The organism is Microbulbifer harenosus, assembly GCF_005771435.1.
Taxonomy (GTDB): domain Bacteria; phylum Pseudomonadota; class Gammaproteobacteria; order Pseudomonadales; family Cellvibrionaceae; genus Microbulbifer; species Microbulbifer harenosus.
The window spans coordinates 41,402-66,990 of sequence record NZ_VANI01000011.1; the positions used below are offsets into that span (position 1 = coordinate 41,402).

Genomic DNA, 25,589 nt, shown 5'->3' on the forward strand with positions numbered 1-25,589 from the left:
GCCGGTGTTGTGCCGGCGAATCCGGAATCACCCACCTGAATTCCCGAGGTGCAGCCCGCGGCAGCGGATTGTATCCATCCCCTGGCAATGTCGCCCCCGATTGTTTTTTTGAATGGTTTCGAATTGATGGTCACGGAACAGAACCTGTCCGCCCCCGCACGACTTACGCCGCTGGAGCGCTATCAGCGCGATTTGCAGCGCCCCGACTTTGTGGCGGACCCGGCGCAGAAGGCCGCTGTGGTCGAGCTGCAGGATCTTTATGTGCGGTTGATGGCGGCCGAACGGCGAGCTGGCAGTTTGCTCGGCAGTCTGCGCCGGGTGTGGCGGCGCGGGCGCCGCCCGGAGCAGGGGCTTTACTTCTGGGGGGGAGTCGGGCGCGGCAAAACTTATCTGATGGACGCTTTTTTTGAGTCCTTGCCCTTTGAGCAGAAACAGCGCACCCACTTTCACCGGTTTATGCGCGATGTGCACCGGCAGTTGAAAACCCTGGCCGGAGAGAAAAATCCGCTGGAAAAGGTGGCAGACCGGATAGCGGATCGCGCGCGGGTTCTGTGTTTTGACGAATTCTTTGTGTCGGACATCACCGATGCCATGATCATGGCCAATTTGCTGCAGGCGCTGTTCGAGCGCGGCGTCACCCTGGTGGTCACCTCGAACATCGTACCGCAGGGTCTATATAAGGATGGACTGCAGAGGGCGCGCTTCCTGCCGGCGATTGATTTGCTGCTGGAGCACACCAAGGTGGTCAATGTCGACAACGGTGTGGATTACCGGCTGCGCGCGCTGGAAATGGCGGAGCTCTACCACTATCCACTGGGAGCGGAGGCCGATGCGAGTCTCGCGTGCTCCTTCCACAGCCTGATTGTTGAAGGGTGTGAGGTGCGAGAAAAGGTAAAGCTCGATGTTGAGGGGCGCCCCATCGTGGCGGTGCGGGTGGCCGACGATGTGGCCTGGTTCGGATTCAGCGAGCTCTGCGATGGGCCGCGCTCGCAGAATGACTACATCGAGCTGGCGCGGGAATTCCATACGGTGCTGCTGGCCGATGTACCGCGTTTTGACGAGCGCATGGAGAGTCAGGCGCGCCGCTTCATCAATCTGGTCGACGAGTTTTACGACCGCTGCGTCAAACTGGTGATTTCCGCCGAGGTGCCGGTGGAATCCCTGTACGGGGGGCGACACCTGCGGTTCGAATTTGAACGCACCGTGAGCCGCCTGCAGGAGATGCAGTCGCGGGAGTATCTGGCGCGGGCACACCGCCCGGAATAGGGCGTTGGGCTGGTCACAAGTTGCGCAACTTTGTGCTTGAAAAGCCCCGGGCGCTTATGTAGTATTCGCGCTCTTTTCGTGGGACGGGCCCCATTCGGGGACCATATACAGGTGTTTTATAACATGAAGACTTACAGTGCCAAGCCGGAAGCGGTCACTCGCGACTGGTACATTGTTGACGCTGCGGACAAGACTCTCGGCCGTATTTCCGCCGAGATCGCTCACCGCCTGCGCGGCAAGCACAAGCCTGAATACACGCCCCACGTGGACACCGGCGACTACATCGTAGTCATCAATGCCGAGAAGGTCCGCGTGACCGGCAGCAAGGCCAAAGACAAGATTTATCATCATCACTCCGGTTACCCGGGTGGTCTGAAATCCATCAGCTTTGAGAAGCTGATCGACAAGGCGCCTGAGCGCACTATTCAGAGTGCGGTGAAAGGCATGCTCCCGAAAGGCCCTCTGGGTCGCGCCATGTTCAAGAAATTGAAGGTGTACAAGGGTAGCGAACATCCTCATGCGGCCCAGCAGCCGATTGAACTGTCGATCTAAACGGAAAGCATTCTCATGGCAACTACTCAATACTACGGTACCGGCCGCCGCAAGACCTCCACTGCTCGTGTATTCATTCAGCAGGGGCAAGGTAACATCAGCGTTAACGGTCGCACTCTGGACGAATATTTCGGCCGCGAAGTGGCTCGCATGATCGTGCGTCAGCCGCTGGAAATGGTCGATATGGTCGAAAAATTTGACATCAATGTCACAGTGAAGGGCGGTGGTTCCTTTGGTCAGGCGGGTGCTATCCGTCACGGCCTGACCCGCGCTCTGATGCAGTACGACGAGTCCCTGCGTCAGCCGCTGCGCGCAGCTGGCTTCGTAACTCGCGATGCTCGTGCCGTTGAGCGGAAGAAGGTCGGCCTGCGCAAAGCGCGTAAAAAGCCGCAGTTCTCCAAGCGTTAAGCAGATATTTTTGTGTTTTTTTGGCCCGGCAACTGCCGGGCTTTTTTTTGTATGCGACTCTTTCGGCGCTCAAGCGCCGGCGCACGTTCTGTATAAAATGCCGCCAGTTCGCTGCGGGGTCGCGGGCGTTCGCCCCGGGTTTCACCTTGTATCGGTTTGGCATTTTCTTTAACATTGCGCGAATTTATATCCGCTTGCACTTGGGGTTTGGCCACTTTGTTCTAAGGCCAAGCAGGCGGGCCAGTTGTAGGGGAGTTTCTGTTTTAAGTCTCTGATTTTGCAGTGGTGAGCCAATTGCCGCTGTACGGGTGCTCTGTTCTCTCTGGTCTCGGATCGTTTTCTCGAACCATTGGGCTGCACCGTCGCTGTCAAATGCGGATTACCCTGAAGCACCGTAACTGGCCGTGTGGATTTATTGCAGAGATTTTCCGGATTTTTTTTGGGTTTGGGCCAGTCAGCTTCGGGCTTACGTTCGTGTAGGTCAGGCGGGGCGCTGTGATGGGAGAACTACGTCATGAGTGATGACGGTGTAAATGTGGGGCGTCGTCGATTTCTGACCGCTGCTACCTCTGTTGTGGGTGCTGCAGGTGCGGTCGGGGTCGCAGTACCTTTTGTCGCCTCCTGGAATCCGAGTGCCAAGGCCAAGGCCGCTGGCGCGCCAGTCAAATACAATATCAGCAAACTGGAGCCGGGCCAGATGGTCACGGTCGAGTGGCGTGGCAAGCCGGTTTATGTGGTGCGCCGCACCCAGGAAACGCTGGATAACCTCGCCAAAGTCGCTCCGCTGCTGCGCGACCCGGAATCCACCGAGTCCAACCAGCCTCCTTACGTGAATCCTGAAAACCGTGCCATCAAGCCCCAGACGCTGGTACTGGTAGGTCTGTGTACCCACCTTGGCTGTGCGCCGATGTTCCGTCCGGAAGTGGGCGCTGCCGACCTGGGTGGCAGTGAGTGGCTGGGCGGTTTTTTCTGTCCTTGCCACGGCTCCAAATACGATATGGCCGGGCGTGTGTTCAAGGGTGTGCCTGCACCCACCAACCTGGATGTGCCGCCGTATTCCTATGAAAGTGACGAAGTCATCGTAATTGGTGTGGATCAGGAGGGCGCCGCATGAACTGGTTAACCGCTTTGGGGGATTGGGTTGATCAGCGCCTGCCGATCTACCGCGCGTGGGATACCCACATGGGCAAGTACTACGCGCCCAAAAACTTCAACCTCTGGTATTTCTTCGGTGTGCTCTCGATGCTGGTCCTGGTGAACCAGCTGCTGACCGGTATCTGGTTGGTCATGAGCTACAACCCTTCTGCCGAGGGTGCCTTCGCCTCTGTTGAATACATCATGCGCGATGTGGAAATGGGGTGGATCATCCGCTACCTGCACTCCACCGGTGCCTCCGCCTTCTTTGTGGTGGTGTATCTGCATATGTTCCGCGGTCTGATGTACGGCTCCTACAAGCCGCCGCGCGAGCTGGTGTGGATTTTCGGTATGTGTATCTATCTGGTGCTGATGGCGGAAGCCTTCATGGGCTACGTGCTGCCCTGGGGCCAGATGTCGTACTGGGGTGCTCAGGTGATCGTTTCCCTGTTCGGTGCCATCCCGGCCATCGGCGAGGATCTTGTGCAGTGGATTCGCGGTGACTACCTGATCTCCGGTATTACCCTGACGCGCTTCTTCTCGCTGCACGTGATCGCGCTGCCGCTGGTTCTGGTACTGCTGGTTGTGCTCCACATTCTGGCACTGCACGAAGTGGGCTCCAACAACCCCGACGGTATCGAGATCAAGAAGAACAAGGATGCCAACGGCATCCCGCTGGACGGCGTTCCCTTCCATCCTTATTACACCGTACACGACCTGGTCGGTGTGGCTGTCTTCCTGTTCGCCTTCTGTGTGGTGGTGTTCTTCTTCCCGGAAATGGGCGGTTTCTTCCTAGAATACGCCAACTTTGAAGAGGCCAACCCGCTGAAGACCCCGCCGCATATTGCTCCGGTGTGGTACTTCACGCCGTTCTACGCGGTGCTGCGCGCAGTGACCATGGATATCGGCCCGCTGACCGCAAAATTCCTCGGCCTGGTGGCCATGGGTGCGGCGATTGCGATCCTGTTTGTGCTGCCCTGGCTCGACAAGAGCCCGGTGAAGTCGATCCGCTACAAGGGTGTTCTGCCGAAACTGCTGTTGCTGGTGTTCGCTGCGGTGTTCATCATCCTGGGTTACCTGGGTGTGAAGTCACCAACTCCGGGACGTAACTTCCTGGCGCAGGTCGCAACCCTGTTCTACTTCGCCTTCTTCGTTACCATGCCGATCTGGACTAACCCCACTACCCGCAAGGGAATGGCTTCCTGGATCGTCAGCGGTGCGTTCGGTTTCATGTTCCTGTGGATGGCGGTAGTAAACTGGAAAGCCAGCCTGTTCGTGTGTGTGCTGTCATTGGTGTTTGCGGCTTTCTTCGCAGCACTGCCATGGCTCACCAGCCGCGACGTGGTACATCCGGTGCCGGATCGTGTCACCAGCCCCTCTGGCAGCAAGTCCTTCATCCTGCTGTTTGGCGGCATCATTGCGGTAATGTTGCTGGCATTCGTGCCCATCAAAGCGGTGGGTGCGGAGAGCTCCGTTGAGCTGGACCACATCAATATTGATTTGAATGACAAGCCGTCGCTGCAGCGCGGGGCCAAATACTTCGTCAACTATTGTATGGGTTGCCACAGTGCCAACTTCTCCCGTTGGGAGCGCGTTGCCACCGATCTGGACATTCCCAGTGAGCTGATGATGCAGAACCTGGTGCTGGGCGACGACAAGATCGGCGACCTGATGCAGATCTCCATGCAGCCCGAAGATTCCAAGGTATGGTTCGGCGCCACTCCGCCGGATCTCACTCTGGTGGCCCGCGCGCGCTCTCCGGAATGGCTTTACACTTATCTGCGTAGCTTTTACAAGGATGACAATCGCCCTACCGGTGTGAACAACAAGGTATTCCCGAATGTGGGGATGCCCCATGTGCTGATGGAGCTGCAGGGACTGCCGGAATGTGCGCCTGGTCCGAAACGCGACCACGGCAGGGTTGTGCGTGACGAGATGGGCAACCCCATCATGGACGCCAACTGCGGCAGCCTGCAGGTCAACAAGGTCAAGGGTTCCATGAGTGGCGAAGAGTATGATCAGGCGGTCTACGATCTGGTCAACTTCATGGAGTACGTCGCGGAGCCTATGGCGGAAACCCGCAAACGCATCGGTTTCTATGTCCTGGCGTTCATCCTTGTATTCTTTATCTTTGCCTGGCTGCTGAATCGCGAGTACTGGAAAGATATTCATCACTGAGCGATTGCCAGATTGATTTTTCCGGGTGGTGGGCCGCCGGTTTCCGGCATCAGGCCCGCCGCCCGTTTTCCGTTTAAGAATGATGGTCGGAATTTCGACCAGTAGACCGAGGTAGTTCCACAATGGGTGTGCCGACCAACAAGCGCTCCTCAATGACTTTCTTTTCCGATGGTCGTTGTCATTTCAGCCACCGGGTGCGTATCGTTCTCGCCGAGAAAGGTGTAACCGTAGACATCGTTGATGTCGACCCCGAAGACAAGCCGGCGGAATTGGCTGAGCTCAATCCCTACAATTCTCTGCCCACCCTGGTGGACCGCGAGCTGGTGCTGTTCGAAACCAAGGTGATGATGGAGTACCTGGACGAACGCTTCCCGCATCCGCCGCTGCTGCCTGTGTATCCAGTGGCTCGCGCCCAGAGCCGCCAGATCATGTACCGTATCGAGCGCGACTGGGTGCCGCTGGTAGACAAGATTCTGGCTGGCGGCAAGGATGTGGCGTCCGCGCGTAAAGAGCTGCGCGACAGTCTCGTGGGTATCGCGCCGATGTTTACCGACCTGCCGTACTTCTTCAATGAAGAGTTTTCTCTGGTGGATTGCTGCATGGCGCCGCTGTTGTGGCGTTTGGACCAGTTGGAAATCGCGCTGCCGAAAACCAAACAGGCCAAGCCGTTGCTGGATTACATGGATCGCCTCTTCGCCCGCGATGCCTTCCAGCAGAGTCTGACCGAATTCGAGCGCGAAATGCGCTCCTGAGGTGCTGATTGAACAAGCTGCCGATGACATCCAACCGCCCCTATCTGCTGCGGGCGTTTTACGAGTGGATCACCGATAACAAATGCACCCCCTATCTTCTGGTGGACACCCACCTGAAGGGAGTGCTGGTTCCCCAGCAGCATGTCAATGAGGATGGACAGATTGTCCTGAATGTCTCTGAAAGTGCGGTGATGGGATTGACGATGGATAACTACGCCATCCGCTTCAATGCCCGCTTCGGTGGTGTACCGACGGATATCCAGGTGCCTGTGGGGGCAATCGTGGGTATCTACGCGCGGGAAAATGGCCAGGGTATGGTGTTTGAACCGGAGGAAACTCCGGAACCGCCGGAACCCACACCGCCGGCCACATTCAAGAAACCGGCGAAAAAGCCGTCTCTGCGGGTGGTCAAGTAACCCAAAGTATTAAAAAGGGTCCGTTGATACGGACCCTTTTTTTTGTCTAAACGACGCAGATACCGGGTATTCTGCGGCAGTCTCGGGGGTTGCTGCCCCCAAGTGGCGGAAAATTTGACGCCGTATTCCTGTTATTGATTGGTGAATTGGCTTCGGTCTTCCGATACTGCAAGCAAGCTGTACGCAGGAGGGACCCTTGTGAAATTACTCAGCCACACCATCGGTATATTCACCAATCCGGACAGGGAATGGCGCGCCATTCGTGCCGATAAGCATTCATTCGTCCAGGTATTCCTGAGCCATGTGCCGATTCTCGCACTGATTCCCGCTGTCGCCGGGTATATCGGCGTCACCCGGGTAGGGTTTGAGCTCGGTGGGCATGTAGCGAAACTGACACCGGCAAGTGCCGCTGCGCTGGCGGTAATTACTTATCTGGCACTTCTGATCGGAATTTACCTGGTGGGTGAGTTCATCAACTGGATGGCTAAGGCCTATGGTGTGGAGGGCGATGAACCCACGCGTCACTATGAGGGCACCGCGCTCGCTGTGTTCGTCACCACTCCAGTACTGCTGGCGGGCATTGTGCTGTTCTATCCCCATCTCTGGCTGGTGGTTGCGGTGATGGGGCTGGCGGCGCTTTACTCGGTCTACCTGTTGTACGAGGGCATTCCCATCCTGATGAACATGAGTAAGGAGCGGGCCTTCTTGTACGCCAGTGCAGTGCTGACCATCGGCCTGGTGGGATTGGTTACCATAATGATCTGCTCTGTGATCATCTGGAGCATGGGTGTCGGGCCTGTGTATCAGCACTAGGAGAGAAAAAGGGCTCCTTGCGCAATCTTATAGGTCTTCTGCAACAAAGCCGGCGGTATGCCGGCTTTGTTGCTTTCACCATTCTACTCTTGATCTGCCATATACCGGGCGCCCGGATCAGGAGGTCGCCGCCGCACAGATGCTGCGCTCGTCATGCTGCAGCGTTGAAGCAGGGATGTCGACCAGTGGTGGCATAGGGCAATCGAGGCAGTCGGCGATGGCTCGCAGCAGCTCGATTTCCTGTGCGCGAATTTCGCCGTCGTGCGCCAGTGTGGTGGCGAGCGCCTTCAGCAATACCGGTTTTTTCAGCGGTGCGGTGTCGCGGGCGATGGCGAGGGCTTTGTCCAGTCGTTGCAGGTTGATATCCCCTGCCGCGGGCAGTGGCACCGGAGTCTGTGCCAGCGTTTTGAGCCCCGCCTCGTAGGCGCGTTTGGCGCTCAGGTAGTCGGTATTTCCAGCATGCGCCATGGCCGCCAGCAAGAAACGCTGGGCGTCCGTCCGCGCACTGTCGCGGCTGCCCGCGGTCGTTTTGCGCTGCTGGTCCGGATTGGCCTCCAGGCCGTGGATCAGCACCCGGTACAAGGCCCATTCCCAGATCTCCACTCTGCCATCGGCGCGCAGCAGTTTGATCAGGTTGCGTTTGAAGATCTGGTACTGCTGCGGTGCCAGTGCCTTGAGCGCGGGCACACACAGATCCAGGAGTGGCAGTCGACTGGTCGCGGGCAATGGTGCGAGCGACGGCTGCAACCGGTCGAACTCGCGCAACACCGCCGGATGTGCAGACTTCTCCAGTACCGCGCGCTGCAGCGTAAACTGGCTGGGCGCCATCAAGAGCCCATAGACAAGGGCGCGCGCCGCGAAAGGGTCGTGCGCGGCGGCTTTCAGGTCTGCCGGAATTTGCGCCAGCAGTACGCTGCCCAGCGTCACCTGCGCGGCGGATGGTTGTGCCACATTGTTGTCCACCGCCGTCAGAACCCGGCCGAGGCGCGCGCGGTACTGGCTGCCGGGGGCGGAATCGGGGGAGGGGTGTCCTGCCGCCGCGGCGGCTGGCTGAATGTTCGCTGAGTGGATTCCGGAGATCTGTTCGCTGTGCGAATCTCCGGTTGTTTCTGTAGCGGGGTAGTCCCAGCCTTTCCACTGGGGGTCCAGGCGGCCGATACGCTCGGCGAGTGGCGGGTGAGTGGCAAACAGGCCGAGGAAGGAGTGTTTCATACCGCTGGCGAAATACATATGGCTGAATTCGCTGGCGTTAACGGCGCGCAGGTGCGAGCCCTGCTGGCGACTGCCAATCTTTTTCAGTGCGCCGGCGATGCCCTGATTGCTGCGGGTAAACTGCACCGCTGAGGCATCGGCCAGATATTCCCGCTGGCGGCTTACTGCCGACTTGATCAGATTGCCGAAAAAGGTGCCGGTGTAACCGATGGCGACGAGTCCGACACCCACGCCGAATAACGCCGCGCGACCGCGGCTGTCGCGGCCGCTGCCCCAGTAACCGCCGCGCAGCAGCCAGCTACCTATCAGACCGATAATCAGAATACCGTGCAGCAGGCCGACGATGCGGATATTGAGGCGCATGTCACCGTTGAATATATGGCTGAATTCGTGGGCGACTACGCCCTGCAGTTCGTCGCGGCTCAACTGTTCAATACTGCCTCGGGTAAGGCCGATCACCGCGTCTGACGGCTGGTAGCCGGCGGCGAACGCATTGATGGCGTCGTCGTCGAGTACATACACCTCCGGTACCGGGGTACCGGAGGCGAGCGCCATTTCCTCCACCACATTCAGTGCGCGCTGCTCCGCCAGATCCCGCGGGGCGACGTTGATCTTGCGCCCGCCGAGCGACTCCGCTACAGCGCGGCCGCCGGCGGCCAGTTGGTGCAGCCGGTAAAAACTGGCGAGCGCGATGACCGCTGTAATGGCGATGGCAATCCCGGCAACGGTATCCCACCCCAGTGCCGCGAGCATCCCGGTGAGACTGCTTTCCGGTCCCGCTGAGCCGGAGGCGCGGCTGATAAAGGCGAAGAACACCGTGGTAATGGCGATAAGCGCGAGTACCGCTGCGGCAAACAGCGCCACCAGCAGAGTGGTGTTGCGGCGCGCCTTGTCCTGATATTCAAAGAAGTTCATGGGCGGGCGTCAGATCAGAACTGCACTCGGGGCGCGGCCTGAAACGCCTCTGAGTCCGCGAACTCCAGCAGCTTGCCGTTCTCACGATGGCCAAAGAAGCCGGCAAAAAACACCGGCGGGAAGCTCTGGCGGTAGATGTTGTAGGCGGTGACGCCATCGTTGAATGCCTGTCGCGCGAAGGCCACCTTGTTCTCGGTGCTGGTCAGTTCTTCCATCATCTGCTGGATAGTCTGGTTGGCCTTCAGGTCCGGGTAGGCTTCCATCACCACGTTCAGGCGGCCGAGAGCGCTGGTGAGCAGGCTTTCGGCATTGCCCAGGTCGGCGATGGCGGCGGCGGAGCCGGGATTGTTGGCGGCTGTCTTCAGGCCGGCGAGAGCCGAATTGCGCGCACTGATCACCGCTTCGAGGGTTTCCCGCTCGTGCTTAAGATAGCTCTTGGCGGATTCCACCAGATTGGGAATCAGATCATAGCGGCGCTTCAGCTGCACTTCGATTTGCGCAAAGGCGTTCTCGTAGCGGTTCTTGAGGGAAACCAGGCGGTTGTAGATGCTGATGACGTAGAACACCAGTGCAGCGAGAACTACCAGCCAGACAATGGTCGAAATATCCATAAATGCGCACTCTCTTTGGTTGTGCAGTTGTGCAGTTGTGCTGTTGCGGATGAAGCTGTTGCGATCGGTCAGGGCGATTGGGCCGGATGGGTTCATCCGGCAATTGCGGCAGATACTAACATGGCGGCTATCGCCTCGGGGCGCAGTGGCAATCGTTCTGGAGCATGGCGTTTTTCGCCTGGCACATGGCGACTACAACGAAGGGTGGATGGTATTGATTGCCGGAGTGTGAGGTATAATCCACCGCAAAATAAACAATCATCGCAATACCGGTCAGCCTGAGGCGGCGAATTCCGTTACAACTGGAGAGGATTCAGCATGAGTGAGCAAATTAAAGATCCGGTGGTCATTGTCGGTCTTTCCCGTACCCCTCTGGGCGCGATGCAGGGTGCGCTATCTGGTTTGAGTGCACCGGAGCTCGGAGCTGTTGCCATCCGCGCCGCCCTCGCCGATGCTGCTGTGGCGCCGGTGGATGTAGATGAAGTGCTGATGGGGTGTGTCCTGCCCGCGGGTCTCGGCCAGGCGCCGGCGCGCCAGGCGGCACTGGGAGCCGGTATTCCTGAGGGCACACCCACGACCACCGTCAACAAGGTGTGCGGCTCAGGCATGAAAACCGTAATGATGGCCCGCGACGCACTGCTCGCCGGTGACGCCAAAGTGATCGTGGCCGGGGGTATGGAAAGTATGAGCAACGCGCCCTACCTGTTGCCAAAGGCCCGCGGCGGCATGCGTCTGGGCCACGGCGAAGTGCTGGATCACATGTTTACCGACGGACTGGAAAACGCCTACGACGGCCAGTTGATGGGCAATTTTGCCGAGTGCACCGCGGACAAGTACAGCTTCACCCGCGAAGAGCAGGACAATTTTGCCCTGGAATCCCTGGCGCGGGCCAATACCGCGATTGAGACCGGAGCCTTCAAGCGGGAGATCGCTGCGGTGACCGTGTGCGGCCGCGGTGGAGAGGTGGAAGTAACCGTGGACGAGGGACCAGGCAATGCGCGCCCGGAAAAAATCCCGCAACTGCGTCCCGCCTTTCGCAAGGACGGCACGGTGACGGCTGCCAATGCCAGTTCCATTTCCGACGGTGCCGCGGCACTGGTGCTAATGCGTGAGAGTGAGGCCAAGGCGCGCGGCTTGAAAATACTGGCGGTACTGCGCGGTCAGAGCCAGTTTGCGCATGCGCCGGAGTGGTTTACCACCGCGCCGGTGTCCGCCATGGCCAGCCTGCTGAAGAAGGTCGGCTGGCAGGCGAGTGATGTGGACCTGTTTGAAATCAACGAGGCCTTTGCCGTGGTCACCATGGCGGCGATGAAGGAGCTGGATCTGCCCCGCGACAAGGTCAATGTGAATGGCGGGGCCTGCGCGCTCGGACATCCTCTGGGTGCCAGCGGTGCGCGGGTGATCGTCACACTGCTGGCGGCACTCGAAAACCGCGATCTGAAAAAAGGTGTTGCGAGCCTGTGTATCGGCGGTGGTGAGGCGACGGCAGTCGCGATCGAACGTCCCTGATCTGTTCTTTTCGCTAGGGAACACCAACAAAAAACGGAGGCTGCAGCCTCCGTTTTTTGTTGGTGGCGTGGATGATCAATCTAGTCGATATACTCCACGGCCTTCACCACTTTCTGCACGCCGCCCACCGTGCGTGCCACTTCCGCGGCGTTCTCCGCTTCCTGCCGGGTAAGCAGTCCCATCAGGTAGACCACACCATTTTCTGTGACCACCTTGATACGCCCGCTGTCGACTTCCTTATCTGCCATCAATACGCTCTTGACCTTGGTGGTCAGCCACGCGTCGCTGGTGCGTGCGAGCATGGAGGTGGAGCCGCGTACCTGAATCTCGTTGTAGACCTGGCGCACCGTGTGCACTTGCTGTGCGGTGCGCCCGGCGAGATCGCGCAGTTCATTGCTGGATACCTGACCGGTGAGCAGCACCACCCCGTTAAATGCCACTACATCGATATTTGCGGCTTTCAGGTCCGGATGCGCTTTTCCGATGTTCACTTTGGTGATGGTTTCCAGCCGCTGGTCGTCAATATAGGTGCCGAAGGTCCGCTCACCCGGATCCGGTTGTATCGGGCCGTCGTGGGTGGCATCCAGCACCGTGGCGCAGCCGGCGAGCGCAGAAATTACGCACGCGGCGACGGCGAGCTTGAGCGGGTTGAAAATTTTGGTTCCTGTCGTTGATTGCATGGTTCAGTCCTCGTATCCACCAAACAGGCTGCTGTCGATGAGATCGCACAGGCAGAACAGGGTGAGCATATGTACCTGATGTACCTCGGAGGGAACCTCGGAAGGCACATGCAGCTCAATATCGTGCACATCCAGTAGTGCCGTGCAGTCTCCCTCGCCCTCACCACCGGTCAGTGCGAGTACGCCCATATCGCGATCGTGAGCAGCGCGAATTGCTTGCACCAGGTTGGAGTCGCGGCCGTCGGTGCTGAGGATCACCAGCAGGTCACCGGGATGGCCGAGTGCGCGAACCTGGCGCGCATAGGATTCGGCGCGGCCGTGATTGCGGGCCACGGTGCCAGTGGTGATGGCGTCGCCATTCAGGGCCAACGCTGGCAGCCCGGGGCGCTCGCGCTCGAATCCGCCCATCAGCTGCGCAGAGAAACTCTGCGCGAGCGCGCCGCTGAGCCCATTACCACAGATCAGTAGTTTGTTTTCAGCGAGCAGCGTGTGCACGATCATTTCGCTGGCTTCGGCAATCAAAGGTGCCAAAAGTTCACCGGCATTCATGGTGGCTTCAATGCTGCGGTGAAACAGGGTTACAACGCGCTGTTCCATCGTTTCTGTGGTTTCCTTTTGGGTAAGCCTATTGCCCGAAGGCATTTTTAATCCAGTCGATATTCAGTGTGCCGGCGATTTTATCCTGTTCGATGCTGATCACATCAAACCGGCAGGGGCAGTCGAGACGGCGATACTGCAGGTAGCCGCTGGCGGTGGCGAGCAGTTTCTTCTGCTTGCGATAGTCAACGGATACACCGGCGCCGCCAAAACTGCGGTTGCGCCGGAAACGCACTTCTACAAACACCAGCGTGGTGCCGTCGCGGGCGATAAGGTCTATTTCGCCAAAGCGACCGCGAAAATTCCGTTCGACGATGCGCAGGCCGGCTCCGGCAAGGTGCCTCTCCGCCAGCGCTTCCATCTGGTTTCCAATACTCGTGGTATCCATGAAATTCCCTTTCTATGGATTGTTGCGTCTACTGTTATGTCATTTCCCGCTGCGATCAATCAATGCGCGCGCTGCTATCGGAGATGGGGGTTCCGCTTGCAGACGTAGTGATTGGTACCGGCTTGCCGTCGTCGATTTTCGCCCAGATCTGCTCGCGCACTATGCGCCCATCGGCTGCCAGACTGAGCGAGCCGGTGAGCCCATACACTCGCTGGTTGGGGAACTGACGCAGCATCGGCAGGCGCGGATAGAGACGAAAGGCATCGGCACCCAGTGCGTACAGGCGCGCGAAGGCCGGTGACGGGTTTGCCCGTTTCACGATGTTGCGCTTGGTCTGGTTGTCGTCTTCAAACAGCCACGGTAGCGCGGTGAAGCGCACCCCGTTGATATCGCGGTCGCGCTGCGGGTCCACATTGCCGGCAAATACTTGCGAGGTGGAAAACACCGGCAGTGCACCAGCGTAGAAGAAAGACAGCATGGGTTTTATCTGGCGCGCCTGCTGCGGCTGGGCCAGCACGAACAGCATATCTACATCGCCGCGGCGGCGAGGTGTGAATTTGAGTGGGGCGGCGAGCTTGCGGCGCAACTCCGCTTCGCGATTTTTACTCTCCGGAATCAGCAGCGCGTCGCTCACCAACTGGGAAAAATTGCTGTTGTCGGTGTAATTGCGGCTAATACTGATGGTGCCGCCGAGACTGTTCCACTCTTCGGTAAATGCCTCGAGGCCGCGTTGCCCCCAGCTGGACTCGGGAGCCAGGATCATCGCCTGGCGGTGACCCAGGCGGTAGGCCTGCTGTGCAACCTGGCGAGCCTCGTCCTCAATGGCCAGGCCGAATTGCACCAGATCATCGGTGAGGCGGGCTGAGTCACCCCAGTCTCCGGCATAGTTCAGCGCCAGGGTGGGAACCGGCAGTTTTTCCGTGGCCAGCAGATTGGCCACCTTGTCCTTGTCCAGCGGGCCGACAATGGCCTGGGCGCCATTGTTGATGGCGGTCTGGTAGATCTCGTCAAACGGCTGCTCGGTGCCGGTGTTGTAGACCTGCACCTGTGGCGTGGGTGCGCCGGCGTCCAGCGCGCTGTAGTAGGCCGCCATGAATCCGTCGCGAATGGCGCGGCCGGCAGAGCCCAGCGGGCCCGACAGCGGCAGCAACAGGGCGACATTCTGTGCGCGTTGGGACGCCAAATGCTCGAGCAGCTGCAGGGCCTGGGGCGGGTGGCTGACCGCGGTGTGTCCGGGCCACTGCTGGCGCCAGCGGCTGAGCGCGGTGAGCTGGGTACTGATGTCTGCCTGAGTGTCGCGGCCGAGCAGCGCGAGCTGGTACCAGGCGCGCATTTTTGAGTCGAGGGAGTCGTCCGCGCGGTGGCGCAGCTCACTGGAGGGCAGCTGGGTCAGCAGTTGCCACAGGCCGTCGTTGTTGCGGCGGATGGCGTCGTCTTCCCGCGCCAGGGTGGCGATGCGCTGGCGCTCGGCGATACCGCTGTCGATGTCGCCCATCAGGTTCCACAAGTCCGCGCGCAGGTTGCGTAGCGGCAATGCGACTTCCGCGGGGATCTGGTACCAGGCCTGCTCCAGTCGCGGGGCGCTGATCAGGTCGAGTGCTGTGAAAAATTCGTCGTCCGCCGCCAGTGCGCTGCCGTAGACATGGGCGTAGCGGGCATACTCGGCGTCCGTCAATTGCTCCGCGTCGATGGCGCTGGCCGCTTGCCGGGCCGTCGCGTTATCGCCCAGAGTGTATAGAATGGCGGCCGCCTGCAGCTGCGCCTGGTCCTTTGCCGGCGACGGCAGCTCGCGCGCACTGTTGAGTAGGCGTATGGCGTTCTGTCGGTTTGCGGTAGCGATATTGCCGCTATCGTTCGGGATCTGCGCGTTGCGCTCGCTGCTGGGTGTCTGGCAGCCGGCCACGGACAGCGCCAGGGCGCCGGCGGCGAGACTATGAATGATGAAGGGGATGCGCCGGTGCAGGGCGGACATATTCTTCTCCCACAAAACTTATTCTGGAGTGAACTATGGGGCTGGATAAAGCGGTGCTTTATATCGTCGCGACGCCCATTGGCAATTTGGCGGATATGGTACCGCGAGCCGTTGAAGTTCTACAATCCGCGGATCTGGTGGCCGCGGAGGACACCCGTCACAGTCAGAGACTTTTTTCGCACTTTTCCATCGATACTCCGCTGGTGGCGTACCACGACCACTCGGACGACCAGCGCACTGCGAAGATTCTCGAGCGTCTGGAACAGGGGCAGGTGGTGGCCCTCATTTCGGACGCCGGCACTCCGTTGATATCTGATCCCGGTTATCGCCTGGTGCGGGAAGCGCGCGAGCGCGGCTTTGCTGTTGTGCCCATTCCCGGGCCCTGCGCTTTCGTCGCGGCGCTGTCCGCCGCCGGCCTGCCCAGTGACCGCTTTACCTTTGAGGGTTTTCTGCCCGCCAAGCCGCTGGCGCGGGAAAAGGCCTTGCAGTCACTGGCGGGTGAGACCCGCACCATGGTGTTTTACGAAGCCCCGCATCGGGTGCTGGACACACTCGAGGCCATGCGCCAGATCTTCGGTGATACCCGCGAGGCGGTGATTGCCCGCGAGCTCACCAAGGCATTCGAGACCATTCAGCTGCTGCCGCTGGCGGAGCTGGTGGAGTGGGTGCGCGCCGACAGCAACCAGCAGCGGGGCGAGATTGTCCTGCTGGTAAGGGGGGCGGATGCTACCAAAGCTGCCGAACTGGATGCGGAATCGGAGCGGGTGATGAAGCTGCTGTTAGCTGAGCTGCCCCCCAAGCGCGCGGCGGCGGTGGCGGCGGAGATTACCGGGGTAAACAAGAAGTTGTTGTATAACTGGTCGCTGGAGCAGAAGTAGGGTTTGGCGCCGGTTTTAGTGCTTGCATCTGTGGTCAGCGCTCATTAACCTTCGCGCCGAGTCAGCCAGACAATCGCTGTCGTGCCGCTTTCGGGTGGTGTGGTGGAGGAAAGTCCGGGCTCCATAGGGTGGGGCGCCAGGTAACGCCTGGGGGGCGCGAGCCTACGGAAAGTGCAACAGAGAGCAGACCGCCGATGGCTTCCCTGAATTTCGGTTTGGGGGAGTACAGGTAAGGGTGAAAGGGTGCGGTAAGAGCGCACCGCGCGACTGGTAACAGTTCGTGGCACGGTAAACCCCGTTCGGAGCAAGACCAAATAGGCCCTCTATAGGTGTGACCCGCACTGAGGGCGGGTAGGTCGCTTGAGGTGTGTGGTGACACACATCCCAGATGAATGATTGTCCTCGACAGAACCCGGCTTATCGGTTGACTCACCTACTTCCAGATGGCCGGCAGCCGCGTCGCGGTTGCCGGCCTTCCTCCAGTCAAGCGCTTACTTTTGCAGCAGCAATCCACACTCCCGGTGCTCTTCACCCTTGGTCGGGTCGAAGTACACATCGTTGTCCGGCAGGTCGTTCTCGTAGACGTATTCCTCCACATCGATTTCCTTTAAGTGGAACATCGGTGCCACGCGAATGGTGCCGTGATTGCCCTTGGTGAACACGTCGAGGCCCTTGCGGTGGGCGTTCTGGTCGTGGCGGATACCGTTCAGCCACACATCCGGCTTCAGTTCCTGCATGGCGCGGTTAAAGGGCTCGAGTTTCACGGTGCGGGAGAAAAAGTCGTGCTCCGGGGTATCCAGGGGAGGAATACCGCCGTAGACCGCGTTGTAGTGGGCGGCGGACATTTTCGGTGAGTAGGTGTGCAGGTTCAGATCCAGCAGCTTGATGACCTTCTCGATATGGCGGTAGGTCTCCGGCGTGTTGTACCCGTGGTCTACCCAGATGACCGGTATGTCGGGTCTGGCCTGTGTTACCAGGTGCAGGAACGCCACGGCCAGTGGCCGGAAGTTGGTAAACACCACCGGGTTTTCCGCCTCGGCAACAGTGAACTGGATGATTTCACTGGGCTTGCTGGTGTTGAAACGCTGGTTGAGCGCATCCAGATCCGCCCCGTGGTGGAAGGTGCGGGAGAGGGGTGTCTGTGTGCTCAGTCCTGCTGAAAAGCCCATGGCCGGTTTCCTGCTGATTGTCGGATAGCGCAAAGCTACAGCGACTTTAACTCCATTAAAAATAATAAAAGCTGATTTTTATATGTCTCATCGTTCTATGTGGCTCGTGAGGCAGTGTGAGGAGCGCCCTGGGGTGTCGCGCTTTGTCCGCGTTGGGTGTCGGATTGCGGTGGTGCTCCTGAGTATCCACTCACCTTTCCTAAACCCTTTGCCCGCCAGCGGGCTTCCTTACAAAGTTAAAGTAACTTGTCAGCTTGCCAAAGTAAGTGCTTGCTTTGCTGTGCAGTTGCCCGCGGCTGCTGCTGTGTGAAATGTGAACACTCCGCCTGCAGCCCGCGAAATTACTGGGCTTTTTCCTCTCTTGCGCGGTGTATTTCCTTGACTTTACGCCGCTCAGATTTATAGTGTTCGGAGTGGGGAAAAGTGGAAAATTGTGGGTCTTGGTGGGTTAGATGTGGTTGTGAGTGGATAATCACCTACCGCCAGGGCAAAGCAAGCAGGTTTCACTCCGCGCAACAAAACACTGTCAGGGAAACCGAAGACCCGATCCATGTATCTGGGAAGTCACGCAATCAACATGGACGCCAAGGGGCGTCTGGCCATTCCGGCGCGAGTCAGGGACTCGCTGCTGGAAGATTGCGGCGGCCGTCTGGTGGTGACGGCGCATACGGAAGAGCGTTGCCTGCTCGTCTATCCTGAACCTCAGTGGCGCGAAATTTTACCGAAAATCGAGGCGCTCCCCAGCTTCAACAAGGTGGCGCGCCGCGCCCAGCGACTGCTGATCGGCTACGCCTGCGAACTGCAGGTGGACGCCAACGGGCGGGTGTTGATTCCGCCAACCCTGCGCGAATACGCGGGGCTCGAGAAGAAGTTGATGTTGGTTGGGCAGGGCAAGAAGCTGGAACTCTGGAGCGAGGACCGCTGGATGTCGTGGCTCGACGATGAGGGCGACGGCGATATGCCGGAGGAAATGGTTTCACTGTCCCTGTAACTGATTTGTGTCAGGGGCGGCAGGCCAGGAATGAATTTTTGACAATCACAGGAGGGCGCCGGGTGTCCCAGGAACTGCATCGCAGTGTGTTGTTACGCGAGGCTGTGGACGCCCTGGTGGTGGACCCCGACGGCTTTTATATCGATGGCACGTTTGGCCGTGGCGGCCACAGCGCGCTTGTGTTGGAGCTGCTCGGGAGCGGCGGCCATCTGTTGGCTATAGACAAAGACCCGCAGGCGGTTGAGTTTGCCCGCAGCCGCTTTCACGGGGAGTCGCGCTTTGAGATCTGGCACGGGTCGTTTGCGGATATGGACCTGGCTGCAGGAGATATGGCGGGCCGGGTGTCGGGTATTCTGCTGGACCTCGGCGTGTCCTCGCCGCAGCTGGATCAGCCTGAGCGCGGTTTCAGCTTTATGCAGGACGGCCCGCTGGACATGCGTATGGACACCAGTCGCGGCATCAGTGCCGCGGACTGGGTGAACAGTGAATCCGAGGCAGAGTTGGCGCGGGTGTTCAAGGAGTATGGTGAAGAGCGTTTTGCCCGACGCATAGCGGGCGCCATCGTGCGGCGCCGGGCGGAGAAGCCATTTGTGCGCACCCTGGATCTGGCGGAAGTGGTCAAGGCGGCGAACCCCGCCTGGGAAAAGGGGAAGCACCCGGCCACGCGCGTGTTCCAGGCAATCCGGATTCACGTGAATGGGGAGCTGGAAGACCTGCAGCAGGCGCTGGCGAAATCGCTGGCGCTGCTCAAGCCGGGCGGTCGTCTGGTAGTGATCAGCTTCCACTCGCTGGAGGATCGTATGGTGAAGCGGTTTATTCGCGAGCAGGAGAAGGGGCCGCAGTTGCCCCGCGGGCTGCCGGTAATGGACCGTCAGATCCAACGGACCCTGCGATCCGTGAGCAAGGCAGTCAAGGCCGAAGCGCAGGAAGTGGGTGAGAACGTGCGCTCCCGCAGTGCCGTTATGCGCATCGCCGAGCGGCTGGGGTAGTCCAGTGCGCGGAAACCGTTGGCTGTTGGTGTGTCTGTGGGGGCTGGTGATGCTGTCGTCTCTTGGCGTGGTGCACACCACCCAGCAGAGTCGAGCGCTGACCGCGCAGTTGGAGCAGGCTCAGCGATACCGCGATGAATTGCGTTACGAGCAGGAGCGCCTGCTGCTGGAGCGCGGCGCCTGGTCCGCCTACAGCCGTATTGAGCAGGTGGCGCGGGAGCGGTTGGACATGCGCGCGCCGACGCCCGGCGAACGGATATTGGTGCGCTCTGGGCGCTGATGCCGGGATTGATGGACAAAGACGAACGCGACAAAAACATAAGGTACCACCGCGCAGCGGGGTGCCAAACCGATAACAGCAGGGTAGGGAAAGGGATCTGCCATGGGCGCAGTGAAAAAGCAGCAACCGCAGCCGGGTATTGCCCGCTGGCGCTTCGCGCTGGTGGCCGGTTTGCTGTGCCTGCTCGCTGTGGCGCTGGTTGTGCACCTGGCCGGCCTGCAGGTGCTGCCGGAACAGGACAAGGGTTTCCGCTTCCTGCAGGACCAGGGGCGCGCCCGCACCATCCGAACGGAAGAAATCGCCGCCTACCGCGGTTCCATTGTTGATCGCAACGGCGAGCTGCTGGCCGTCAGCACCCCGGTTCAGACCATCTGGGCCAACCCGCAACTGCTGAAAGAAGCGTCCGAGTCTCAACTGCGCGCCCTGGCCGCTGCCCTGGGTGTACCGGCGGCCAGTCTCGCCAAGCGCCTGGAGAAGTACCGCAACAAGGGGTTCATGTACCTGCAGCGCCATATGACGCCGGAGCAGGCGCACAAGGTGCTGGCTCTGGATCTGGCCGGCGTTTACAGCAAGAAGGAGTACCGCCGTTTTTATCCCGCCGGTGAGGTCACCGCCCAGTTGCTGGGCTTTACTAATATTGACGATCGCGGTCAGGAAGGGCTCGAACTCGCCTATGAGCAGTCCCTTGCCGGCGAGCCGGGCAAGCGTCAGGTAGTGAAAGATCTCAAAGGGCGCACCGTGCAGGATTTGGCAGTGAAGCAGGAGGCGCGCCCCGGGCGCGACCTGCAGCTCACCATCGACATGCGCCTGCAGTACCTGGCCTATAGGGAGCTAAAGAAGGCGGTGGCTGAGAACGGTGCCGCTGCTGGTTATATGGTGATTTTGGACACTCGCAGTGGTGACGTGTTGGCGATGGCTAATCAGCCTTCCTTTAACCCCAACAATCGCCAGGGAGTAAAAGCTGCGGCGATGCGCAATCGCGCGCTGATCGACCAGTTTGAGCCGGGGTCCACCGTCAAGCCCCTGACCGCGCTGGCGGCGCTGGAGAGCGGGCGCTACCAGCCGCACACACCGATCAACACCAGTCCGGGCTATATCCGCCTGCCGGGCAAAACCCTACTGGACCCGGTGAACTACGGCACGATCGACCTGACCAGAGTGATCACCAAGTCCAGTCAGGTGGGTATCACCAAGGTGGCGATGGATCTGGAACCGGAAACCCTGCGTGAACTTTTTTACCGCATGGGGCTCGGAGAAGCGGTTGGCACCGGATTCCCCGGGGAGGCCCCGGGGATACTGCCCAGCCGCACACGCTGGCATCCCATTGAGTTGGCCAACTTTGCCTTCGGCTACGGTTTGACAGTGAATGCTGTGCAGCTGGCCCAGGCCTACAGTGTGGTTGCCAACGCCGGGCTCAAACGCCCGGTTTCACTCATTATGGAACCGGGTAAAAAGGCTGCCGAGGCGGATCGCGTGGTGGAGCCGAAACTGGCGCGCCAGGTGACGACCATGCTGGAGACCGTGATCAGTTCTGTCGGTACCGGCAAGCGCGCCGCGGTGGAAGGCTACCGGGTGGCGGGTAAAACCGGCACCGTGCACAAGGTGGGCAGCGAAGGCTATGCCGACAGCCGCTATCGCTCGGTGTTTGCCGGGTTTGCACCCGCCGAGAACCCGCGCCTGGCGGCGGTCGTGGTGATAGAGGAGCCCAGTACCGTCAAATACTCCGGTGGCGAGGTTGCCGCGCCGGTGTTCGGAAAAGTAATGACCGGTGCCATGCGCCTCCTGCAGGTGCCGCCGGCAGAAATTGTGCCCGCTGAACAACAGCTGGCGACGCAGCTCGACGAGAGAGGTACAACGTCGTGACCCAGCGCAATTCCACGCAAAATCGCACCGCTACCCTGTCCGCTCTGTTGCCGGGCTACGCAGGCATTCCCAATATCGAAGTCACTGGCGTGGCTCTCGACAGCCGTCAGGTCAAGGCGGGTGATGTCTTTATGGCGCTGCGCGGCACCCAGGTCGACGGCCGCGAGTACATCGACGCCGCCATTGCGCGGGGCGCCGCCGCGGTGCTCGCCGACGGCGAAATCCTCGGCGCCGAGGAGCGCGGCGGTATCCAGGTGATGACCGTGCCCGGGCTCGCCGCGCGGGTAGGCGAAATTGCCGCGCGTTTTTACCAGCATCCCACCGAGTCCATGTACCTGGTGGGTGTGACCGGCACCAACGGTAAATCCACCTGTGCTTTCCTCACCTCTCAGCTGCTGGCACGCCATTTTGGCAGCGCTGCGGTGATGGGCACCATTGGCAACGGCGTGTGGAAAGACGGTGCAATCCATCTTGAGGAAACCGGGCTGACCACCCCCGATCCGGTGCGACTGCAAGCGGACTACGCGGCCTTCTACGCCCAGGGAGCGCGCGCCGCGGCGATGGAAGTATCCTCTCACTCCCTGTCACAGGGGCGGGTGCACGGGCTGGTATTCGATACCGCCGTATTTACCAATCTCACCCGCGACCATTTGGACTATCACGGCAATATGGCCGCCTATGGCGCCGCTAAGGAAAAGCTGTTCGGACTGCCAAAACTGAAGCGCGGTGTCATCAATGTCGATGACCCCTTCGGCGCGCAGATGGTGGAGCGCTGCAAGTTGCGCGGCCTGAAAGTGATTACCTACGGTCTGCAAGCGGGCGATGTGCAGGTGCGCAATCTGAAGCGCCTCGACAGCGGCTTCTCGGTACACCTGATTACTCCGTGGGGGGAAGGTGAACTGCATGCGCCATTGATCGGTGACTTTAATATCCACAACGCACTCGCGGTAGTGGCGGCTGCTGCGGCGGCGGGAATGCCGCTGGCGGATATCCTTGCGGCCTTTCCGCATATCCAACCGGTGCCGGGGCGCATGGAGCGGGTCTCCAGCGGCAATGCCGATGAGGTCAGTGTGCTGGTGGACTACGCACATACGCCGGATGCCCTGCGCGCAGCGCTGGAGGCGGCGCGTCCATACTGTCGCGGTAAGTTGTGGTGTGTGTTCGGCTGCGGCGGCGACCGGGATACCGGTAAACGCGCTCCCATGGGGCGCATTGCCGCGGAGCTGGCCGACCACGTGGTTGTTACCAGTGACAACCCCCGCAGCGAAAATCCGCAGTCCATTATCGACGGCATTGTCGAGGGTATCGACGGTGGCGTGGATGGTGTTCGCTGCGTGGTAAATGTGGATCGCGCCGAGGCCATCCGCTACGCCATCAGCCAGGCCACCGCCGGTGACACCGTGCTGATTGCCGGCAAGGGCCACGAGGACTACCAGTTGATCGCGGGTGAAAAACTGCATTTCTGCGATCGTGAGCAGGCCGCCGCCGCATTGGCGCAGCGCGCCGCCGGAGAGGTGGAGGCCAGCCGCCCATGATCGCCCCCATTTCCCTGCAGCAATTACTGCAGCGTTTCGGCGGTGAGCTGATTAACGGCTCGGTGTCGTTTACCGCCGTGTGTACCGACACCCGCAAGCTGGACCCGGGCGCGCTGTTTGTGGCGCTGCGGGGGGAAACTTTCGATGCGCACGATTTTCTTGCTGACATCGACGGCAATGCGCTGGGCGTGGTGACGGAAAAAGTGATTGAGGGCTCGTCCCTGCCGCAGTGGCTGGTGGCTGACACCACCATTGCCCTGGGGCAGATCGGCCGTCTGTGTCGCGAACAATTTAACGGTCCGGTGATCGGCATTACCGGCTCCTGTGGCAAGACCACGGTGAAAGAAATGCTGGCGTCGATTTTCGGCCAGAACCACCGGGTATGTGTGACCCGCGGCAACCTGAACAACCATTTCGGGGTGCCCATGACCCTGTTTTCCCTCGCGCCGGAACACCAGGTGCTGATCGTGGAAATGGGTGCGAGCGGGCCGAATGAAATCGGCTACCTGTGCGGCATCGCCAGGCCGGGAATTACCGCGGTCAACAACGTGATGCCAGCACATGTGGAGGGCTTTGGCTCAGTGGATGGCATTGCCACCGCCAAGGGGCAGATCTACACCAGCCTCGAGCCCGGTGCCATTGCGGTGCTGAATGCGGACGACAACTACGCAGATTACTGGCGCGGCGAAATGCCGGAAGGCGTGCGCACCCTGGAAGTGGGCTTAGGTCACCAGTGCGCCGTGCATGCGGACAACATTGTAATAGACGCATTGGGCTGCGCGTCCTTCGATCTGGTGGTGGAAGGCGTAAGCCACCCGGTGCAGCTGCAACTGCTCGGCGAGCACAACGTGCACAACGCACTGGTTGCCGCCGGCTGTGCCTATGCGGCGGGAATGCCGGTTGCGGAAATTGCCACAGGACTCAGCGCGCTTTCGGGCGTTGGTGGTCGCATGCAGTCAGTCATAGGTAAACGCGGCGCGACGGTGATCGACGACAGCTACAACGCCAATCCGGGCTCTGTCAGCGCTGCCATCGAACTGCTGGCGCAGCGCGATGGCAAGAAGATTCTGGTGCTGGGCGATATGGCGGAGCTGGGGCCAGAGGCGGACAAGGCGCACCGCGATATGGGCCGGCTGGCGCGGGAGCGGGGCATCGATCAACTGTTTACCCTCGGCACTCTGAGTGCCGCGGCGAGTATTGAATTTGCCGCGGGTCGGCAACACGTTCAAAAGAATTTTTCCGAGCGCGAGGCCCTGATCCAGGCACTGGCGCCGGAACTGGATGGGAACACCACTGTGCTGGTGAAAGGTTCCCGCAGTGCGCGCATGGAGCTGGTCGTGCAGGCACTCACCAACGGGAATCAATAAAAGGTAATCCAATGCTGCTTTGGTTGGCTGAACTTCTACAACAATACGTAAAAGGCTTTGCGGTCTTCGACTACCTCACCGTGCGTGCGATCCTGAGCGCGCTGACGGCGCTGGGTATTTCCCTGCTGGTGGGGCCGCGCATGATCACCTGGCTCAATCGTTTGCAGGTTGGTCAGGCGGTGCGCGACGATGGTCCGCAGTCGCACCTGAGCAAATCCGGCACGCCCACCATGGGTGGCACTCTGATTCTCGCCGCGATTTTTTCCTCATCGCTGCTGTGGTCCGATCTCAGCAATCGCCTGGTGTGGGTCACCCTGCTGGTGACCTTCGTGTTCGGTGCGGTGGGCTTTGTAGACGACTACAAAAAAGTGGTGGAGAAAAATTCCCGCGGCCTGATCGCGCGCTGGAAATATTTCTGGCAGTCGGTCGCCGGCCTCGGTGCGGCGATCTATCTCTACATGAGCGCCACTTCCCCGGCGGAAACCCAGCTGTTCGTGCCTTTCTTCAAGGATGTGGCGATCAATCTGGGACCGGTCGCGTTCATTCTGCTCACCTATTTCGTGGTGGTGGGCTCCAGTAACGCGGTGAACCTCACGGATGGGCTCGACGGCCTCGCCATCATGCCGTCGGTGATGGTCGGCGGTGCTCTTGGCGTAATCGCGTACCTGGTGGGCCATGTGGAATTCGCCACTTACCTGCATATTCCGTCGATCTCCGGCGCAGGCGAACTGGCGGTGTTCTGCGCGGCACTGGGCGGTGCCGGGCTTGGGTTCCTGTGGTTCAACACCTATCCCGCGCAGGTCTTCATGGGTGACGTGGGCGCACTGGCACTGGGTGCCGCGCTCGGCATCATTGCGGTGATCACCCGCCATGAAATCGTACTGTTCATCATGGGTGGTGTGTTCGTAATGGAAACTGTTTCCGTGATCCTGCAGGTGGCGTCGTTCAAGCTGACTGGCAAACGCATATTCCGCATGGCGCCACTCCACCACCATTTTGAATTGAAAGGCTGGCCGGAGCCGCGGGTGATCGTGCGCTTCTGGATCATCACCGTGGTACTGGTGCTGGCGGGTCTCGCGACCCTGAAACTTCGCTGAGAAAAACAGAACGTCAA

24 protein-coding genes and 1 other RNA gene are annotated in these 25,589 nt (G+C 60.1%); 18 read left to right on the plus strand and 7 right to left on the minus strand.

Features of this window, described 5'->3' with window-relative positions; genetic code table 11:
• Nucleotides 1-126: 126 nt before the first annotated feature.
• From zapE to FDY93_RS11070, 8 genes are all read left to right on the plus strand, one after another.
• On the plus strand, nucleotides 127-1,266 hold the full coding sequence (gene zapE, locus FDY93_RS11035) for a cell division protein ZapE (RefSeq protein WP_138235810.1): 1,140 nt from the start codon (nucleotides 127-129) through the stop codon (nucleotides 1,264-1,266).
• 123 nt (nucleotides 1,267-1,389) lie between these two features.
• Complete coding sequence (gene rplM, locus FDY93_RS11040) at nucleotides 1,390-1,818, plus strand: 50S ribosomal protein L13 (protein WP_138235811.1); 429 nt, start codon at nucleotides 1,390-1,392, stop codon at nucleotides 1,816-1,818.
• A gap of 15 nt (nucleotides 1,819-1,833) precedes the next feature.
• Nucleotides 1,834-2,226, plus strand: a complete 393-nt coding sequence (gene rpsI / locus FDY93_RS11045) for a 30S ribosomal protein S9 (RefSeq protein WP_138235812.1) — start codon at nucleotides 1,834-1,836, stop codon at nucleotides 2,224-2,226.
• A 514-nt stretch (nucleotides 2,227-2,740) separates the two neighbouring features.
• Nucleotides 2,741-3,340: a ubiquinol-cytochrome c reductase iron-sulfur subunit gene (gene petA, locus FDY93_RS11050; RefSeq protein ID WP_138235813.1), complete on the plus strand. Its 600-nt coding sequence runs from the start codon at nucleotides 2,741-2,743 to the stop codon at nucleotides 3,338-3,340.
• Nucleotides 3,337-5,538 (plus strand): ubiquinol-cytochrome c reductase, encoded by a 2,202-nt coding sequence (locus FDY93_RS11055; protein WP_138235814.1) that lies wholly within the window; start codon nucleotides 3,337-3,339, stop codon nucleotides 5,536-5,538. The genes petA and FDY93_RS11055 overlap by 4 nt, the downstream gene beginning before the upstream one ends.
• 122 nt (nucleotides 5,539-5,660) lie before the next feature.
• Entirely contained in the window at nucleotides 5,661-6,290 is a 630-nt protein-coding gene (locus tag FDY93_RS11060) for a glutathione S-transferase N-terminal domain-containing protein (protein WP_138235815.1), read from the plus strand.
• A 23-nt stretch (nucleotides 6,291-6,313) separates the two neighbouring features.
• Nucleotides 6,314-6,706, plus strand: a complete 393-nt coding sequence (locus FDY93_RS11065) for a ClpXP protease specificity-enhancing factor (protein ID WP_138235985.1) — start codon at nucleotides 6,314-6,316, stop codon at nucleotides 6,704-6,706.
• 198 nt (nucleotides 6,707-6,904) lie between these two features.
• Complete coding sequence (locus FDY93_RS11070) at nucleotides 6,905-7,519, plus strand: Yip1 family protein (RefSeq protein WP_138235816.1); 615 nt, start codon at nucleotides 6,905-6,907, stop codon at nucleotides 7,517-7,519.
• 117 nt (nucleotides 7,520-7,636) lie between these two features.
• Here the strand turns inward: FDY93_RS11070 and FDY93_RS11075 are convergent, their stop codons facing one another.
• Together FDY93_RS11075 and FDY93_RS11080 are read right to left on the minus strand one after the other, a co-directional pair.
• Entirely contained in the window at nucleotides 7,637-9,646 is a 2,010-nt protein-coding gene (locus tag FDY93_RS11075; protein ID WP_138235817.1) for a M48 family metallopeptidase, read from the minus strand.
• A 14-nt stretch (nucleotides 9,647-9,660) separates the two neighbouring features.
• Complete coding sequence (locus FDY93_RS11080; RefSeq protein WP_138235986.1) at nucleotides 9,661-10,257, minus strand: LemA family protein; 597 nt, start codon at nucleotides 10,255-10,257, stop codon at nucleotides 9,661-9,663.
• Nucleotides 10,258-10,587: 330 nt separating this feature from the next.
• Between FDY93_RS11080 and FDY93_RS11085 the strand changes: the two genes are divergently transcribed.
• Nucleotides 10,588-11,766: an acetyl-CoA C-acyltransferase gene (locus FDY93_RS11085; protein WP_281282510.1), complete on the plus strand. Its 1,179-nt coding sequence runs from the start codon at nucleotides 10,588-10,590 to the stop codon at nucleotides 11,764-11,766.
• 80 nt (nucleotides 11,767-11,846) lie between these two features.
• On the opposite strand, the gene FDY93_RS11090 is transcribed toward FDY93_RS11085, so the two are convergent.
• From FDY93_RS11090 to FDY93_RS11105, 4 genes are read right to left on the minus strand one after another with little or no spacing between them, the layout of a single operon-like run.
• Complete coding sequence (locus FDY93_RS11090; protein WP_138235819.1) at nucleotides 11,847-12,446, minus strand: BON domain-containing protein; 600 nt, start codon at nucleotides 12,444-12,446, stop codon at nucleotides 11,847-11,849.
• Nucleotides 12,447-12,449: 3 nt separating this feature from the next.
• A complete protein-coding gene (locus tag FDY93_RS11095) occupies nucleotides 12,450-13,043 on the minus strand; it encodes an SIS domain-containing protein (protein WP_138235820.1) in 594 nt (197 codons plus the stop codon).
• A 28-nt stretch (nucleotides 13,044-13,071) separates the two neighbouring features.
• Nucleotides 13,072-13,431, minus strand: coding sequence for a YraN family protein (locus FDY93_RS11100; RefSeq protein ID WP_138235821.1), 360 nt, complete (start codon nucleotides 13,429-13,431; stop codon nucleotides 13,072-13,074).
• A 55-nt stretch (nucleotides 13,432-13,486) separates the two neighbouring features.
• Nucleotides 13,487-15,403, minus strand: a complete 1,917-nt coding sequence (locus FDY93_RS11105) for a penicillin-binding protein activator (RefSeq protein ID WP_138235822.1) — start codon at nucleotides 15,401-15,403, stop codon at nucleotides 13,487-13,489.
• 35 nt (nucleotides 15,404-15,438) lie between these two features.
• On the opposite strand from FDY93_RS11105, the gene rsmI reads away from it, so the two are divergent.
• Together rsmI and rnpB are read left to right on the plus strand one after the other, a co-directional pair.
• Complete coding sequence (rsmI, locus tag FDY93_RS11110) at nucleotides 15,439-16,281, plus strand: 16S rRNA (cytidine(1402)-2'-O)-methyltransferase (RefSeq protein WP_138235823.1); 843 nt, start codon at nucleotides 15,439-15,441, stop codon at nucleotides 16,279-16,281.
• Nucleotides 16,282-16,338: 57 nt separating this feature from the next.
• Nucleotides 16,339-16,717, plus strand: an RNA gene (gene rnpB / locus FDY93_RS11115) — RNase P RNA component class A.
• Between the two features lie 55 nt (nucleotides 16,718-16,772).
• Here rnpB and FDY93_RS11120 read toward each other — a convergent pair.
• Complete coding sequence (locus FDY93_RS11120; protein ID WP_171018964.1) at nucleotides 16,773-17,450, minus strand: phosphoadenosine phosphosulfate reductase domain-containing protein; 678 nt, start codon at nucleotides 17,448-17,450, stop codon at nucleotides 16,773-16,775.
• A gap of 550 nt (nucleotides 17,451-18,000) precedes the next feature.
• Between FDY93_RS11120 and mraZ the strand changes: the two genes are divergently transcribed.
• From mraZ to mraY, 7 genes are all read left to right on the plus strand, one after another.
• Nucleotides 18,001-18,441, plus strand: a complete 441-nt coding sequence (gene mraZ, locus FDY93_RS11125) for a division/cell wall cluster transcriptional repressor MraZ (protein WP_138235824.1) — start codon at nucleotides 18,001-18,003, stop codon at nucleotides 18,439-18,441.
• Nucleotides 18,442-18,503: 62 nt separating this feature from the next.
• A complete protein-coding gene (rsmH, locus tag FDY93_RS11130; RefSeq protein ID WP_138235988.1) occupies nucleotides 18,504-19,430 on the plus strand; it encodes a 16S rRNA (cytosine(1402)-N(4))-methyltransferase RsmH in 927 nt (308 codons plus the stop codon).
• A 4-nt stretch (nucleotides 19,431-19,434) separates the two neighbouring features.
• Entirely contained in the window at nucleotides 19,435-19,710 is a 276-nt protein-coding gene (gene ftsL / locus FDY93_RS11135) for a cell division protein FtsL (RefSeq protein WP_246068549.1), read from the plus strand.
• A 102-nt stretch (nucleotides 19,711-19,812) separates the two neighbouring features.
• Entirely contained in the window at nucleotides 19,813-21,573 is a 1,761-nt protein-coding gene (locus FDY93_RS11140) for a peptidoglycan D,D-transpeptidase FtsI family protein (protein ID WP_138235825.1), read from the plus strand.
• Nucleotides 21,570-23,108 (plus strand): UDP-N-acetylmuramoyl-L-alanyl-D-glutamate--2,6-diaminopimelate ligase, encoded by a 1,539-nt coding sequence (locus FDY93_RS11145; RefSeq protein WP_138235826.1) that lies wholly within the window; start codon nucleotides 21,570-21,572, stop codon nucleotides 23,106-23,108. Before FDY93_RS11140 ends, FDY93_RS11145 begins: the two co-directional genes overlap by 4 nt.
• Nucleotides 23,105-24,475, plus strand: a complete 1,371-nt coding sequence (locus FDY93_RS11150) for a UDP-N-acetylmuramoyl-tripeptide--D-alanyl-D-alanine ligase (protein ID WP_138235827.1) — start codon at nucleotides 23,105-23,107, stop codon at nucleotides 24,473-24,475. The genes FDY93_RS11145 and FDY93_RS11150 overlap by 4 nt, the downstream gene beginning before the upstream one ends.
• 11 nt (nucleotides 24,476-24,486) lie before the next feature.
• Nucleotides 24,487-25,572, plus strand: coding sequence for a phospho-N-acetylmuramoyl-pentapeptide-transferase (gene mraY, locus FDY93_RS11155; RefSeq protein ID WP_138235828.1), 1,086 nt, complete (start codon nucleotides 24,487-24,489; stop codon nucleotides 25,570-25,572).
• Nucleotides 25,573-25,589 lie beyond the last annotated feature (17 nt).

Bases quoted from the DNA above. Each gene is read 5' to 3' on its own strand.
- rpsI (WP_138235812.1), top strand. From the start codon at position 1,834: ATGGCAACTACTCAATACTACGGTACCGGCCGCCGCAAGACCTCCACT.
- FDY93_RS11120 (WP_171018964.1), bottom strand. From the start codon at position 17,450: ATGGGCTTTTCAGCAGGACTGAGCACACAGACACCCCTCTCCCGCACC.
- FDY93_RS11075 (WP_138235817.1), bottom strand. From the start codon at position 9,646: ATGAACTTCTTTGAATATCAGGACAAGGCGCGCCGCAACACCACTCTG.
- FDY93_RS11095 (WP_138235820.1), bottom strand. From the start codon at position 13,043: ATGGAACAGCGCGTTGTAACCCTGTTTCACCGCAGCATTGAAGCCACC.
- rplM (WP_138235811.1), top strand. From the start codon at position 1,390: ATGAAGACTTACAGTGCCAAGCCGGAAGCGGTCACTCGCGACTGGTAC.
- FDY93_RS11065 (WP_138235985.1), top strand. From the start codon at position 6,314: ATGACATCCAACCGCCCCTATCTGCTGCGGGCGTTTTACGAGTGGATC.
- FDY93_RS11090 (WP_138235819.1), bottom strand. From the start codon at position 12,446: ATGCAATCAACGACAGGAACCAAAATTTTCAACCCGCTCAAGCTCGCC.
- FDY93_RS11105 (WP_138235822.1), bottom strand. From the start codon at position 15,403: ATGTCCGCCCTGCACCGGCGCATCCCCTTCATCATTCATAGTCTCGCC.
- mraZ (WP_138235824.1), top strand. From the start codon at position 18,001: ATGTATCTGGGAAGTCACGCAATCAACATGGACGCCAAGGGGCGTCTG.
- petA (WP_138235813.1), top strand. From the start codon at position 2,741: ATGAGTGATGACGGTGTAAATGTGGGGCGTCGTCGATTTCTGACCGCT.
- FDY93_RS11055 (WP_138235814.1), top strand. From the start codon at position 3,337: ATGAACTGGTTAACCGCTTTGGGGGATTGGGTTGATCAGCGCCTGCCG.
- FDY93_RS11150 (WP_138235827.1), top strand. From the start codon at position 23,105: ATGATCGCCCCCATTTCCCTGCAGCAATTACTGCAGCGTTTCGGCGGT.
- FDY93_RS11080 (WP_138235986.1), bottom strand. From the start codon at position 10,257: ATGGATATTTCGACCATTGTCTGGCTGGTAGTTCTCGCTGCACTGGTG.
- FDY93_RS11140 (WP_138235825.1), top strand. From the start codon at position 19,813: ATGGGCGCAGTGAAAAAGCAGCAACCGCAGCCGGGTATTGCCCGCTGG.
- rsmI (WP_138235823.1), top strand. From the start codon at position 15,439: ATGGGGCTGGATAAAGCGGTGCTTTATATCGTCGCGACGCCCATTGGC.
- mraY (WP_138235828.1), top strand. From the start codon at position 24,487: ATGCTGCTTTGGTTGGCTGAACTTCTACAACAATACGTAAAAGGCTTT.
- FDY93_RS11060 (WP_138235815.1), top strand. From the start codon at position 5,661: ATGGGTGTGCCGACCAACAAGCGCTCCTCAATGACTTTCTTTTCCGAT.
- zapE (WP_138235810.1), top strand. From the start codon at position 127: ATGGTCACGGAACAGAACCTGTCCGCCCCCGCACGACTTACGCCGCTG.
- FDY93_RS11100 (WP_138235821.1), bottom strand. From the start codon at position 13,431: ATGGATACCACGAGTATTGGAAACCAGATGGAAGCGCTGGCGGAGAGG.